The sequence below is a fragment of the Thalassobacterium maritimum genome (genome assembly GCF_031127805.1).
Classification (GTDB): domain Bacteria; phylum Verrucomicrobiota; class Verrucomicrobiia; order Opitutales; family Coraliomargaritaceae; genus Thalassobacterium; species Thalassobacterium maritimum.
Genome location: NZ_JARXHW010000045.1, coordinates 20,208 through 35,000, shown reverse-complemented (window position 1 = coordinate 35,000; position 14,793 = coordinate 20,208). Strand labels below are relative to the sequence as shown.

The 14,793-nt window shown below is 55.1% G+C and carries 11 protein-coding genes and 1 tRNA gene (1 of these 12 cut by a window edge); 8 read left to right on the top strand and 4 right to left on the bottom strand.

What is annotated here, in order from left to right:
* A protein-coding gene (gene ilvB, locus QEH52_RS15540) for an acetolactate synthase large subunit (RefSeq protein WP_308951675.1) crosses the window boundary here: on the top strand, positions 1-1,299 show its 3' portion. It extends 420 nt beyond the left edge of the window; the window shows 1,299 of its 1,719 coding nt (coding positions 421-1,719); its start codon lies beyond the left edge, outside the window; the stop codon is at positions 1,297-1,299.
* Positions 1,300-1,668: 369 nt separating this feature from the next.
* On the opposite strand, the gene QEH52_RS15535 is transcribed toward ilvB, so the two are convergent.
* Positions 1,669-1,746 (bottom strand) — tRNA-Pro (locus tag QEH52_RS15535).
* Between the two features lie 230 nt (positions 1,747-1,976).
* Here QEH52_RS15535 and QEH52_RS15530 point away from each other — a divergent pair.
* From QEH52_RS15530 to QEH52_RS15520, 3 genes are read left to right on the top strand one after another with little or no spacing between them, the layout of a single operon-like run.
* On the top strand, positions 1,977-4,703 hold the full coding sequence (locus QEH52_RS15530) for a tetratricopeptide repeat protein (protein ID WP_308951673.1): 2,727 nt from the start codon (positions 1,977-1,979) through the stop codon (positions 4,701-4,703).
* A 2-nt stretch (positions 4,704-4,705) separates the two neighbouring features.
* Positions 4,706-5,713, top strand: coding sequence for a hypothetical protein (locus QEH52_RS15525; RefSeq protein WP_308951672.1), 1,008 nt, complete (start codon positions 4,706-4,708; stop codon positions 5,711-5,713).
* The gene (locus QEH52_RS15520; protein WP_308951671.1) at positions 5,688-6,491 is read left to right on the top strand and encodes a MotA/TolQ/ExbB proton channel family protein; all 804 of its coding nucleotides are present in this window, start codon (positions 5,688-5,690) and stop codon (positions 6,489-6,491) included. The genes QEH52_RS15525 and QEH52_RS15520 overlap by 26 nt, the downstream gene beginning before the upstream one ends.
* On the opposite strand, the gene cutA is transcribed toward QEH52_RS15520, so the two are convergent.
* A complete protein-coding gene (gene cutA, locus QEH52_RS15515) occupies positions 6,488-6,799 on the bottom strand; it encodes a divalent-cation tolerance protein CutA (RefSeq protein ID WP_308951669.1) in 312 nt (103 codons plus the stop codon). The genes QEH52_RS15520 and cutA overlap by 4 nt on opposite strands.
* 3 nt (positions 6,800-6,802) lie before the next feature.
* Positions 6,803-8,269, bottom strand: coding sequence for an FAD-binding oxidoreductase (locus QEH52_RS15510; RefSeq protein ID WP_308951667.1), 1,467 nt, complete (start codon positions 8,267-8,269; stop codon positions 6,803-6,805).
* A gap of 27 nt (positions 8,270-8,296) precedes the next feature.
* On the opposite strand from QEH52_RS15510, the gene QEH52_RS15505 reads away from it, so the two are divergent.
* On the top strand, positions 8,297-10,330 hold the full coding sequence (locus QEH52_RS15505; protein ID WP_308951666.1) for an FAD-dependent oxidoreductase: 2,034 nt from the start codon (positions 8,297-8,299) through the stop codon (positions 10,328-10,330).
* A 58-nt stretch (positions 10,331-10,388) separates the two neighbouring features.
* Here QEH52_RS15505 and QEH52_RS15500 read toward each other — a convergent pair whose 3' ends face one another.
* Complete coding sequence (locus tag QEH52_RS15500) at positions 10,389-11,537, bottom strand: hybrid sensor histidine kinase/response regulator (RefSeq protein WP_308951665.1); 1,149 nt, start codon at positions 11,535-11,537, stop codon at positions 10,389-10,391.
* 163 nt (positions 11,538-11,700) lie between these two features.
* Here QEH52_RS15500 and ychF point away from each other — a divergent pair, with 163 nt between their 5' ends.
* The 3 genes from ychF (at position 11,701) to QEH52_RS15485 (ending at position 14,722) form a co-directional block, all read left to right on the top strand.
* On the top strand, positions 11,701-12,804 hold the full coding sequence (ychF, locus tag QEH52_RS15495; RefSeq protein WP_308951664.1) for a redox-regulated ATPase YchF: 1,104 nt from the start codon (positions 11,701-11,703) through the stop codon (positions 12,802-12,804).
* A 73-nt stretch (positions 12,805-12,877) separates the two neighbouring features.
* Entirely contained in the window at positions 12,878-13,546 is a 669-nt protein-coding gene (locus QEH52_RS15490; RefSeq protein ID WP_308951663.1) for a hypothetical protein, read from the top strand.
* Between the two features lie 3 nt (positions 13,547-13,549).
* Entirely contained in the window at positions 13,550-14,722 is a 1,173-nt protein-coding gene (locus QEH52_RS15485) for a cytochrome c biogenesis ResB family protein (protein WP_308951661.1), read from the top strand.
* The last annotated feature ends 71 nt before the right edge of the window (positions 14,723-14,793 follow it).

The following is a 14,793-nucleotide window of genomic DNA, read 5'->3' as shown; positions in this document are numbered from 1 at the left end:
ATTCCCGAGGCCTTTCGCATCGCGGCCAGTGGCCGGCCGGGCCCGGTTTGGATCGATATTCCCAAGGACGTTCAGAACGCCAGCATCGAGTTTGATGAGTGGCCCGAGATCGGCAGCGCCACTCCACGCATCGAACCGGAGAGCCCAGCGATCGAACAAGCGCAGACGATGATCGAAGCTGCCGAACGACCGATCTTATATCTGGGCGGCGGAGTTATTCACAGTGAGGCATGTGAACAAGTTGGCGCCCTCGCGGAACGCTCAAATCTGCCCACGGTGAACACTTTGATGGCGATGGGCGCCATGCCAACGGAGCATAGATTGTCACTTGGAATGCTTGGAATGCACGCTGCGCCCTATACAAACCTGGCTTTGCAGGAGTGTGACCTACTGATTGCAGTCGGCGCACGCTTCGACGACCGCGCGACAGGCAAAGTGGCCGAGTTCTGCCCTAATGCGAAAGTTATTCACATAGATATTGACAGTAGTGAACTGGGAAAAATCCGCCAGCCCACACTCTCGATCTGCGCCGACGTCGCCGCCACGCTGGATCAATTGCTGCCCACATTGCCGCCACGCGCGCGCACGCATTGGAATGCACGGATCGCCGAATTGAAAGCGGAACACCCGATGAACACACCCGGCGCGGAAGATGCCACCCGTCCTTACGGCTTGATTGCCGCCATCGCTCGCCACGCGGGGCGCGACGCCATCGTTGCCACCGATGTTGGCCAGCACCAGATGTGGACGGCCCAGGCCTTCCCGTTCATGCGTCCACGACAGTGGTTGACGAGCGGCGGTCTCGGCACCATGGGCTTCGGCTTGCCGGCCGCTCTCGGCGCCGCGCTCACTGATCCCGACGAGACTGTTGTTTGCATCAGCGGCGATGGTAGTTTCTTAATGAACAACCAAGAGATGATCACTGCCGCGGAGGAAGGTGCGGATCTGAAAATCGTCTTGATGAACAATCAGACTTTAGGCCTCGTTCACCAGCAGCAGACATTGTTTTACGGCAAACGTCTGTCCGCCTCCAAATTCAAGCAAGGGCCCGATTTTTGTATGATGGCGCAATCGATGGGCATCGCTGCGGTCGACCTCGCCGACGAGCCCGACATCGACGCCGCGCTGGCGCGAGCTTTTGCGATGAAAGGCGCGGTTCTCATTCACGTCCCGATCTGCCCCGAGCAGCAGGTTTTACCGATGGTTGCGCCCGGCGGCGCCAATCACGATATGATCCGCCACCCCGAGCTGGACAGCAGCGAAAAGAACGATGCCGCCCCAGCGGCACATAGAAATTAAGTCAGCCCCCGCCGCTCCACTCCTACGGGAGGCTGAGTCCCGAAGACCTCCGCGCCAGCGGAGGTCTTTTTTTTGCAGGCACCCCCACGCGAACGGGCGCTAAGCAACCCGCTACCTTTGTGGGCCGTAGCCGAGTCCTTTAGGCTCGGTTCACTCGTGGACAAGCTGCCGCCTCCACCCTCACTCGAACGGGCGCTAAAGCAACCCGCTACCTTTGTGGGCCGTAGCCGAGTCCTTTAGGCTCGGTTCACTCGCGGACAAGCTGCGCTCCACCCTCACTCGAACGGGCGCTAAAGCAACCCGCTACCTTTACGGACCGTAGCCCCCTATAGACCAAAAAAAACCTCCGCTTGCGCGGAGGCTTTTCTTTGGTCGGGGTGACAGGATTCGAACCTGCGACCCTCTGGTCCCAAACCAGATGCGCTAGCCAGGCTGCGCTACACCCCGTTGATCCAAAGAAGTGGCGAAGTGCATCATATTTTTTGGCGCTGTCAACTAACATTTTCACAGAAATTTAGTTCGCCCTTTTTCTGAAGATCTACAGCCTAATAATTCCTGTTATGCCGCGACACTGGTTGAGAAAAAAACTTCTCCTGACAGCCTCTTGGGCTGCGCTAACGATAGCTGCATGCCCTTTTATCTCAGCCCAGACTTTACAAGAACAGGTGGATGCGGCAGTGGCAGCCTTTGCAGAGGGGAACTATGCCCAGGCTTATTGGGCCTTCGAGAGTATTGAACTGGACTTTGGTCAAGAACCGGAATTTCTGGACTCGAATTTTCAAAGCTCAGTGCTGCCCGTGCGGGCCTATGCGGCTTTGATGGCAGACCGCCCGACGGGTGCACTGGTATTTTTTGAGGAATTATTGAGCCAACATGCCCCGCGCGACGGGGTGCGCGCCTTTGCGATCTATAATTATGCGATCGCTCTTTCACAAACAGATGCGCTGGCAGCGGCCGCGCATGCCTTTCGCAGCTTTCAACTCAATTTCCCTGGCTCCAATGAGGCGGCTCTCGCCAAGCTGCAAGAAGCGGACTTGCTCTACGAAATTGGCGAACTCGCCAGTGCGAATGAAAAGTTAGACGCGTTTTACAGTTCGGACGCGCCGGCCACGCTCCGCATGCAGGCGCGCCTGCGGGCGCTACAGATCGCCAGCGAATCGAAGGACTCGGCTCGCGCATTGAGCCTACTCTTCGGCACAGACTGGAATGTGGCCGCGATGCCCGATATCGCGGTGCTGAGCTTTGCCGCGCTGGACGCGGGCGATGTGCTACTCGCGGACGGCCTCTATCTGGAAGCGATCCGCGCCTACCGTCTGACTCTGCCGCGTGATGTGCTGATTGAGAAGCAGCGCGAGCGCCTAGCCAGCACACGGGCGAGCTTTAGCCAGCAAGCCGCCTTCGCCTCTAGCATCTGGAAGAATCACTCCGCACAGCTCATCGCGCGCCTAGAACGTCAACTGGACCGCTTGCAAAATATGGAGGACTACACGCCGGGCTTATTTCTACGCTCGGGGCAGGCCTATTTACTGGCCAGTCGCTATCGCGAGGCAGCCATCCTCTTTCGCAGCATCGCATTGGAGGAAAGCTACGAGAAGGAGCTAAGGGCGGAAGCGCACTACCGCTGGATTGTCGCACTCAATGAAGCGAAGCGCTGGGAGGCGGCACGCAGCACTGCGGAGCAATTCCTGAGTCTGCACCCCAAGCATGCACTGGCGAACAATGCCCTGTTCCTGATCGCTCGCGCCTACCAAGGCGAAGGCAAATTTTACGATGCCATCGATGTGCTCGACCGCTTGATCGCCAACTTCCCACAAGACAAGCAAGCCCCACGCTGGTATTTCACGCGCGGCTACAATTATAGCGTGTTGGAACAACAAGCCACCGCACGCGAGAATTTCGAAACTGCACTCGTTCAATACCCGAAAAGTGAGCTGCTCACTCAACTCGAACTCTGGGCAGGGCTCACTTATTTCTTTGAGCGCAATTACGACGAAGGCCTACAACGTCTTCTAGACTTAAAAAAGCGCAGCTCCAAGCACCCCTTGTATCCGGAAATAAACTACCGGATCGCCAACTTGTATTACGCCCAGCGCGACTACGAAAATGCACTCAAAACGATCGAGTATGTAATCGATCATTTCGCAGACCATGCGCGCTATGGCGAAGCACTGGCACTGAAGGGCGACATTTACATGGGCCTCGGAGAGCTCACCACCGCTGCAGCTGCCTTTCGCCAAGTGCCAGCGGATGAACCACTCATTTATGACTACGCGGTCTTTCAGGCCTCCAAAATCTATAAAGCGCTGGAACGCTACGATCTACTACGCACACAGCTGCAAAACTATGTGGATCGTCCGGATGCCAATGAGCGTCCACGGGTAAGTGAGGCACTTTACTGGATCGGCTGGTCGCTGCAGCAGGAAGATCGCGCCGAGGAGGCCTTCCCTTTGTATGAAGATGCCCTCGCACGCTTCGGCGATGATCCCAAGGCGCGAGCAGTGAGCTCACTACTCTCCGCATATAGCGATTTGTTTAAGCGCGCAGAGGACGCAGCGGGCCTTAGTTTTGACACATGGCTACAAGAAAGCAGCGAGCAAAGCCTAAAGGACGGCAAACTCACATGGTTCGCCCGGCTCACACAATTCACCGCACATCGGCAGCGGCGCAGGATCGACGATGCAACAGCGGATGCCACCTTGCTTTCGATTCATCGCCTAGTGCCCATTGAGCAACAAGACCCGGAAACACTCGCGGAGGTGGGCATCGTGCTGATTGAGCGCGGCTATGAATCGTCCGACGATTACTTTGAACAAATTCTAAACGAATACCCCAAACGCTTCGAACGCGCAGCTGCCTTCTACGGCAAAGCTAAATTGGCAGCCAAGCATCAACGCCTGGACGAAGCACGCCGCTGGCTGATTCGCTTCTTGGAAGAAACACCAACCCATCCACTCGCAGCAGACGCACGTTTACTGGCAGCTGATATACTGATGCGGCAAGGGGTTTATACCGCTGCTCGCGAGGCCTTAAACGAAATTTTGCAAATTAAAGAAATGCGCGGGCGCCCGCACGCGCGAGCACTAGCCGGGCTGGCGCGTATCGAGACAGAAGAAGACAATCCCAAACGCGCGATTCCATACTGGCAGCGTATTTACACCCTCTACCGCGCCTACCCCGAGCTGATGGTGGAAGCCTATTGGGAAAGCGCACAACTCTTCGCAGAGATCGATGATCCCATCGCCGCACGCAACACAGTCGCCGAGCTCTTGCGCGATGATCGATTAAAAGCCTATCCTCAATATGCACTGGCCGAAGCAGAGCTACCACGACTGGAAGAAGCCGCGCAAGCACGCAGCGCGCTGGTCGAGCAGCAGGCCGCGGATGACAAGGAGGTGGAGTTGTGAACATGTGGTCATTTACACGACGTCTGCTAAGCGTTGGAGTCCCGCCTTTAGGCGGCCCCACTCCAACGCAGCCGCCTAAAGGCGGGACTCCAACCATTTCAACCTGGCTAGGCACACTGTCTTTATTAATCACGCCAGTCTTACCAACGGTAGCCTTCGCGATCCCTGTAGACGAACGAGCTGCAATCGAAGCAGACTTGATGGAGCCGATCACACTGAAGCTAAAGAATCGGAATACAGTCACCGGCAATGCAATTCGCGTATCCGAGGAACAAATACAAATCGCTACAGCAGAGGGCGCAGGCGAAATCATTTTCACGTTTCAGACAGACGCAATCAGCGAAATTTCGGTGCCCGGCGAAAGTTATAAATCTGTAGCGACGGAATGGATGCTGGCCGGCAACACCGAAGATGCGCTGGAGCTAATGTCGATGCTCTATGCACAACGTGGCCCGCTACTTCCATTACTACCAGCAAGTGAGTCACACTTTTTCACCTATTATGTCGATTTGGTCTTAAACTCTCCCAAACCGGCGCGGGCCATCGCAATCATCCAAACACTGCGCCCACAAATTGAGCACCCCGCCGCACTGCGTGCTCTGGATGACTCGACACTAAAAAGCTACCAAACTCTGGAGCTCTACGAACAAGCCGTCCCTCTAGCGGAAGTCTGGGTGGCCCGCCGCAAGCCCTTTGGTGAATCAGCTCTGGGCTACTATGTGCTAGGCGCCGCACGCTTACGATCCGAGGCTTACGAAGAGGCGCTCGACCTCGCCCTACGACCGATCGTGTTTGCCTCACCGATCCCGACCGACCACTTGGCCGAATGCTATGCAGTCGCCATCGGCGCGGCCTTAGGATTACGTGAGCGCAGCTACGCCGCAACTCTCTTTAAAGAAATGCAAACGCGCGGATTTGAATGGCCTGTCCAAAACCGCAGCTTGCAAGCCACGCTGAAAGAAATTAGCCAATACATACAAGACCATGAAGACATTCCTGAATCGCATTAAAACATCTATAAACCTCTCTCAATTGGCTCCAGCACTCCAGACCGTCCACGCGAGCCTACAGCATAGTCGCTGCGACTGCATCCGCCGGACTCGCCAGCGGGGGCTCTGGCTCGCTAGCTTGCTAGCCCCCTGCTTGCTACAGGCTCAAGAGACAAGTGAAGCTGCGGCAAGTGACAGTCTCAATCTTTGGGGACTGATACAACAGGGAGGCTGGGCGATGTATCCATTGGGCGCATGCTCACTGGCAATGTTCTTCTTAATCTTCTATTCATGGAAGGAGACCAGCCGTAAGAAGTTTTTCAGCGTGGAACAAGTGCAAGCTGCCAGCGTCGCAGTGGCGGCTAAGGATTACAAACAAGCGCAAAGCACGATCGCCGAAGGCAAAACCCTACTCGGACGTGCCTTGGCACCGGCGCTGCCAAAATTGGGCACAAATCGTGAAAAAGCCGAAAACCTCTTCATCGAAAATTTAGAAGCGGAGGAGAATGCCGTCAGCCAATGGGTGACTTACCTTAACGTAGTGGCTTCCGTGGCGCCGATGATCGGCCTGCTGGGCACAGTGAGCGGGATGATCAGCGCGTTTCAAACCATCGGCCGAGGCGGCATGGGCCGCCCCGAATTATTGGCAGGTGATATCGGCGAGGCCTTAATCACCACCGCAACTGGTTTGGTCATTGGCATCCCGGCGATGATCGCATATTTCGTACTGAAGAATCGCCTTAACACCGCGATGATTGCAACTGCACAGGCAGGCACGGAAGTACTGGAAGCCGATTAAGCGGTGACCCAATCGAGGTATTTTTGGCACACGTGCTCGGGACGCAAGACGATCCACTCTGGCACTTCGTAAGGATGATTGGCCTTGATGAAGGCTTCGATCGACTTTGAATTGGCGGATGAGAACTTAACCATCAGGCGGATTTCTGAGTGATCTTGCAACTCGCCCTGCCATTTATAAATGGCACGCACGTTGGCATCGATCTTAACGCAAGCAGCGAGACCGCGCTCTACGAGCTCGGTCGCGATCCGATCCGCAACGTCTTGATTATCACAGGTAGTAAGGCCGATACGTAATTCTTCACTCATAAATTAATGATGATCCCATGGAAGCTTAACGTCAACTAGTTCGTGGTCCCAGACTTCGAAAGCTTCAAAGATTTTACCAGGGTTAAGTATTCCTAATGGGTCGAGTGCTTTTTTGACAGCACGCATCGCAGCGATTTCGGCGCTGCTGTGTTGCATCTCCATAAAGGGCGCCTTGGCGAGACCGATGCCATGCTCGCCGGTAATCACGCCCCCGAGTTCGACGACTTTCTGCATCAGCTTTTGAATGCCAGCCTTTGCTTTGGCTGCGTCGCTCTCACTGGCGCGGTTATACATAATATGGACATGTAAATTACCATCGCCAGCATGGCCGAAGGTGGGTGTCGCCAGCCCGATCTCCTTCTTGAGCGCAATGGTGTAGCGAATGAGCTCGGCTTGCTTTTGAATGGGCACCACCACATCCTCATTCAGCTTGGTATCGGCGATCGAGAACATGGACTGCGAACATGTGCGGCGCACTTGCCAGAGCTTTTCAGCCTGCAAGTCGGTGCGCGCTTCACGATGCGCAACCGCAACGCCGGCCATAAAGTCGAGCAGGCACTTACGCTGCGCACGCACTTCGACAGGGAGGCCATCGAGCTCGATCAACAAGATGGAGCTTCGCGGCTGACCGGCAAAGATTTTCTTGCCCGTATACGCTTCGGCGCAACCCACCGATTGGCGGTCGAGAAACTCCAAAATCGATGGGCTCACTCCGGCCTTAAATAGACCCACCACCGCACGCAACGCGGCCGCTTCGCTTTTAAACGCAAACATGCCAGTCCAGCGCTTTTCCGGCAGCGGCACCAATTTGAGATTCGCCGAGGTGATCACACCCAGCGTACCTTCGGATCCGATCAAGAGATCGCGCAGATTTAGGCCGGAAACGTATTTCTTAAGCGGCAATCCAAATTCAAAGGGGCTGCCGTCGGCTAAGAAGCCCGTTAAGCCGAGCACATAATCGCGGGTAACGCCATATTTCACGCAACGCATGCCGCCGGCATTGCAGGCAATATTACCACCGATAGTAGAGTATTTTTTAGAAGAAGGGTCCGGCGGGAAGAATAAGCCAAGGGCCTCCACTTGATCCTGCAAATCCGCAGTCACAACCCCCGCGCCCACAGTAGCGATCCGCGCGATAGGATCGATCTCGATTTGAGTCAAGCCTGAGAGGTCGAGCACCCAGCCCCCCTGGATCGGCACCGCCGACCCAGTAGCTGACGTGCCCGCGCCTCGCGTGGTGACGGGAATGCCATGTTTATTGGCTAATTTCAAAACCACTCTTACGTCTTGCGGCTCCTGCACTTGAATCACCGCCTCAGGCAGCGCGGAAAGACGAAGATTATCCAAAGAGGCACGGAAACAGCTGTCTTCATCGACAGACACTTGGCTCCCGAGTCGTTTATGCAACTTGCGAAGCGCCTTAGCGGGGTTCCGCTTCGAAGAAGCGTTCTTAGGATTTTGTTTTTTCATAACTCTGGCTATATTACCGAACACACGATGAAGGAAAAGAAAAAGAAGCTCGATCTGGACATTGCAATCATAGGCGGAGGATTTGCGGGGGTGTATTGCGGCAAAGCTCTACTCAAGCGATTGAGCAAAGGCTCTCGCACCCGCATCGGGCTGATTGCGGACGAGAACTACATGGTCTTCCAACCCATGTTGCCCGAAGTGGCCAGCGCCTCTCTCTCGCCGCGCCACGTAGTGAACCCGATCCGGCACCTCTGTCGCGGCTTGGAAGTGTATAAAGCCAGCGTCGAAGAGATCGACATCAAGAACAAGCAACTGACGATTCGCCCGGGGGCCTTTTCGCCACCGGTAACGATACGATTCAAGCACTTAGTCTATGCGCTGGGGGCAAAGGTCGATTTGAGTCGCGTGCCGGGCATGCCGGAACACGCCTTCCTGATGCAAAACGTGGGCGACGCGATGAAGTTGCGCGCCACCGTGCTGGCACGCTTCGAAGAAGCCAACTTGGTGATCGATGCGGAGCGGCGGCAACGCTTACTCAGCTTTGTTGTCGTCGGCGGCGGCTACTCTGGCGTGGAAACAGCAGGCCAAATCCTCGACCTCTTCCAAGGAATCAACCAATACTATACCAATGTAAGTGCCAAAGACTTCCAAGTCTACCTCGTGCACAGCCGCGAGCACCTACTGCCCACGCTAAGCACCTCACTGGGGGAGTATGCCAAGAAAAAACTTGAAGCCCGCGGACTGAAAATACTCCTAAAGCAGCGGGTCAAAGCGCTTACTTCCAGCCAGGTGATCCTGCAAAACGGGGAGATCATCGAGACAAACACATGCGTCTCCACGGTAGGCACGGCCCCACACCCGCTCACCCTAAAACTGATCGAAGACACCGGAGTGGACAGCATGCACGGGCGCATACAGACCAGCGCGACGATGCAGGTGCCTGGCTACGATTGGCTGTGGGCGGCGGGCGATTGCGCCGCAGTGCCGTTGAGCGAGCAAGAGGGCAGCTTCTGTCCTTCAACTGCGCAGTTTGCGATGCGCCAAGGCACACTATTAGGCAAAAACCTGAACGCTTTTTTACGCGCAGAACCAGTGCGTCCATTCCGCTTCAAAGGACTGGGCGAACTAGCTGCCATCGGGCACCATACTGCAGTGGCCGAGATCGCGGGCATGCGCTTTTCCGGATTTATCGCCTGGTGGATGTGGCGCACGATCTATCTAGCCAAACTCCCTGGGCTGGATCGCAAGCTGCGTGTGTTGATCGACTGGACACTCGATTTGTTTTTCCCCCGCGACATCAACTTACTCAGCCCGCGCTATACCAAAACGCTACAGCAAATGCACCTGGAGGCAGGTAACGTGCTCTTTAACCCCGGCGAGCCTGCCTTCTCTTTTTACATCGTCAAAAAGGGCCGCATTCTAATAACCGACAGTAATGGCGACATCGTCAAAAGCGTAGGCAGCGGTGAATCTTTCGGCGAGCGGGCATTGCTCACAGATCAGATTTGGCGCTTCAAGGCCACTGCGGCCGAAGAGACGACACTGGTAGGGCTCGGCAGCGAATCGTTTAAAACTCTGCTCGAAAGCAGTACCTCGATGCGCCAGCAAATGGAAAACTCCGCACGGCAGTATCGCTCATCGAGTGAGATTCAGGCTCGTCTACACACGCTGCCCCAAACCGTGTTGCAAAGCACTGCGGGTGACCTAATGACTCGCGACATTCTACAGATTCGCAATGACGCATCCCTGCAACAGGTATCAGAGATCCTCAGCCGCGAGCGACACAGCTACTATCCGATCTACGATGCGCACAGCGGACAGCATTGCGGCGTGCTGGCCAGAGAGCAATTTTACGACTACCTGCAAGACCATGCACTCAGTAGCGAGCTCGGTATCGACGCGCTGACGCTGTGTCAATTGCCCCACATCGATGCCACCTTAGAAGCCGGCAAATGCTTGGAATTGATGACCCGCAGCGGCAGCAATAAATTGATCGTCCTCAACGAGTCGAAGCAACTGCAAGGCATGCTCACGCTGCACGACATCATGCGCGCGCAGTGAAGCTTATGCAGATGTCAGCGCGAAGCGAGAGGCGCTAAGCGAAAGGCAGGCCACCGAACTAGACACGAACAGCGAGTTTGTTGACATCGAACTCGATAGTGAAGACCGCCCCGGTCCCCCCGTCACGATTCCCCGCGTAGATTCTGCCATGATGCGATTCGACGATCTTCTTACAAATGGAGAGCCCGAGTCCTGTGCTGGTTTCATTGCCCGTGGGCTGGACCGATGTTTTGCCAAAGTCGGTGAAGAGCTTGTGCATCTCCCCCTCTGGAATACCAGGCCCCTCGTCGGCGACGATGATTTTGACCAAGTCCCCTTCACGCTTCAACAGCACCGAAACAGAAGTTTCGGGTGGTGAATACTTCACCGCATTGCTCAAAACATTATCTACCAAGCGGCGAAACTGCATCTTATCCAACAAAAGCACACCAGGGATCTCTCCCTCGTCTTCGAGCAAGAGTTCGATGGATTTCTTATTTGCCGTGAACTGGTAAATATTGAGCGAAGATGCGACAATTTCCTGAATACTACACGGCTCGCAATCGCTGCGTTCTTCGCCACTTTCGATCACCGAGAGATCCAACAACTCGTCTACGAGATGTAGCATCGAATCGGAGGTCGACTGAATCGTGTAGGCGATCTCGCGTTGGTCTGGAGTCAACGGCCCCGCCTCTTCCAAGAACTCAGAAAGCCCACGGATCGAAGCAATCGGATTACGCAAATCATGTGATGCAATGCCGATAATCCGATTTTTCGCGAGATTGGCTTTCTTCAAGCCATCAATAAACTCACGCTGAAAACGCATCAAGACTCGCATCTTTAAATGATTACGAATGCGAGCCAAAGCCTCGTGGCGATTGATCGGCTTCGTAATGTAATCACTTCCACCTGCATCCAGTCCCTCGACGATCGAGCCAGTATCGGAGCGGCCGGTAACAAAAATAATCGGCACTTCATCCATGCCTTCCGAATTCTTAATTTTCCGACAAGTAATGAAACCATCGATCCCATCCATGACCACATCGAGCAAAATCAGATCCGGACGATGCGCTTGAATTTGTTCAATCGCAGCCTCCCCAGAGCCCGCTTCATCGACTACAAAGCCACTACGTTCGAGCACTCGGCGCAATAACTTGCGGATAATCTCGTCGTCATCGACAACGAGGATCCTAGATTGATCGATATTAATAGGGACTGGTTGATTCACAGCGGATATATAAAAAAGTGATTCGAGAAAAATTTAAACGCGCACTTAAATACGCTCATTGGCTAAAGTCAACCAAGCGGTGTATTCGCAGCAGAATCCTAGTTGCTAGAGCCGTGTCATTTAGCATTGCACTACGCCCGATCTGCGGCATCTTTTCGCGGCTATGCTTCAAGCTGGTATTGTAGGTCTCCCCAATGTGGGCAAAAGTACACTGTTCAACGCTCTTACGCGCACACGTAAGGCGGAGTCGGCAAACTATCCGTTTTGCACGATCGACCCCAACGTGGGCGTCGTGCAAGTGCCGGACGCTCGTCTGGAGCCACTGCGTGAGCTCTCCAAGACTAACAAGATCATCCCGGCAGCGATCGAGTTCGTCGACATCGCCGGTTTAGTCGAGGGCGCGAGCAAGGGCGAAGGCCTCGGTAACAAATTCCTCGCGAACATCCGCGAGGTCGATGCAATCGTGCACGTGGTGCGCTGTTTCGTGGATGACGACATCATCCACAACATGGGCTCGATCGATCCGATCCGTGACATCGAAGTGATCAATACAGAGCTCATCCTCTCCGACATCAGCTCGCTCGAAAGTCAGAAGGAGAAACTTGTCAAAAAGGCGCGCGGCGGTGACAAGGAAGCGTCTGAGAACCTCGCCCTCATCGAGCGTCTGTTGCCACACCTGAATGAGACCAAGCCTGCGATCACCCTCGACATGACTGAAGATGAGCACGTGGTGCTCAAGCGCTTGACCATCCTCTCTGCCAAGCGCGTGCTCTACGCTTGCAATGTGGCCGAAGGCGACCTAGCCGATCCCTCCGACAACCAATATGTGGCGCAAGTTGAAAAATTTGCGCGCGAGCACCATGGTGCGGGCACTTGCATTATTTCAGCCGCCGTCGAAGCGGAGCTGATCGACTTCGACGAAGAAGAAGCCACCGAATATTTAGACTCATTAGGCGTCAAAGACTCCGGCGTCTCACTACTCATCCGCGCAACCTACGACCTGCTCGGCCTCGCCTCCTACTTCACCGCTGGGGTGCAAGAGGTGCACGCATGGACCTTCCACAAAGGCATGAAGGCCCCCGAATGCGCCGGCGTGATTCACACCGACTTCGAACACGGCTTTATTAAGGCCGAAGTCGTCGCCTACGAGGACCTCATCGCCGCTGGCAGCGTGGCCAAAGCACGCGACGCCGGCAAATACCGCCTCGAAGGTAAAGACTACGAATTCAAAGACGGCGATGTCGCGCTCTTCCGCTTCAACAACTAATCGTAACTATTAGTTGAAGGAATACAGGACCTGAATTGGTTGACGAATCCACATAGTCGAGCCTCCTCACACCATGAAACACTTCACTACCTGCAGCCTCGCTGCCACCGCCCTGCTTTTAGCCTTTTCTGGCTGCGAGCGCGACGAACCTACCAGCTACCTAATTCCTAAGGAAGAACGCAGCGTCACCATGCCCGGTGCCGTAGCGCCTCCCGCACCGAGTCCTGCACCTACGTCCGCACCTGTTGCGCCGAGTCAAGCAGCTGTCTCCACTCCTGGCGGCATGCAAGTGCTACCAGGCATGCAAGAAGCCGCCAATCAAGCGGGCGAGATCCGCTATACCGTGCCTGAAGGCTGGGAGGAGCTGGTGCCGAGCGGCATTCGCAAGGCCAATCTTAAGATCAGCGACGACAATGGCAGTGCCGAATTGACAGTACTCGTGTTTCCCGGCGATGTCGGCGGACGCTTAGCGAATATCAATCGCTGGCGCGGACAAATCGGGCTCGCGGCGTCCACGCCGGATGACTTACCCGCATACACCGAAGGTTATAACATCTCTCAGCATCGCGGACTCTATGTGCGCCTCGAAGGCGAGCAACAGAGCATACTAGGCGCACTACTCCCCTTCCACGGCAACACCTGGTTTTTCAAACTACTAGGCGATAACGGCACCGTGTTCTCAAATGAAGCGGCCATGAAAGCCTTCCTCGATTCCGTGCAAATACAAGACACGCACCACTAATCGATGAAGTCTCTCTTCCAATTCTTTAGCTCGCTCAAACTAACAGTCGTGCTGCTGGCATTTTCCATGGTGCTGATTTTCTTCGGCACTCTGGATCAAGTACAATACGGCATCTGGCACACTCAGAAACTATACTTCGAGAGCTTCATTGCGGTCTGGGCCTATCCCGAACAAGCGGTCGGCTACGATCAACTTTTCTGGTTACGCATCCCAATGCCCGGAGGCTACCTACTCGGCGGGCTGCTCTTCATCAATCTGCTGGCAGCACACTTTACACGTTTTAAAATGACGTGGAAGAAAAGCGGCATTTTTCTCGTACACTTCGGCCTAGTGCTCCTGCTGGTGAGTGAACTAATGACCGACTTGCTCTCTAAGGAGAGCCAAATGCCCGTGGACGAAGGCGGCCGCAGCAACTACTCCCAGAGCTATCGCGACAACGAGCTGGTGCTGATCGATCGCAACCACCCCGAGTACGACAGCGTGCACGCGATCCCTGCCAAACTGCTCAAGCCTGGCAAGCGCATCGAGGTGCCCAACACGGCACTCAGCATTCGCACGGTCAGCTACTATCCCAATGCCGAAATCGGACGCGCAACCAGCGGTGCGCCCACAGATTCGCCAGCCACACGCGGGGCCGCAATCAAAATGGGCATCATCAGCACGCCTAAACCTGTCAGCTACGCCGACAACGATATCAATACCGCCACCGCCTATGTGGAAGTGCTTCAAGGTGAAGACTCACTCGGCATTTGGCTGGTGTCCAACGTGATTGACGAGCGTTTCCCACCGCAAATGGTCGAAACTGGCGATCAATCCTGGGAGATCGCCCTACGCTTCCAGCGTCAATACTACCCCTTTGAGGTAGAATTGATTGATTTCTCGCACGATAAATATCCGGGCACCGAGATTCCCTACAATTACTCCAGTGAAGTGATGGTCTACCACCGCGACAGCACGAAAAACCAAAAAGCGCTGATCTACATGAACCACCCACTCCGCTACGAAGGACTCACCTTTTATCAGGCGTCTTTTACCAACCAAGATCGCACCTCCATCTTTCAAGTCGTGCGCAACCCGGGCTGGCTGCTACCTTACGTCAGTGTCCTACTGATGGGCCTCGGCATGTGCGTGCAGTTTGGCATGCATTTCGTAAAATTCCTCGGGAAGCGCCGATGAGCCTGATCCAAGAATCGGAGGCGGGCCACGCGTGTGGGCTGCGCTCCACACTGAACAAACGCAAAGCAAGC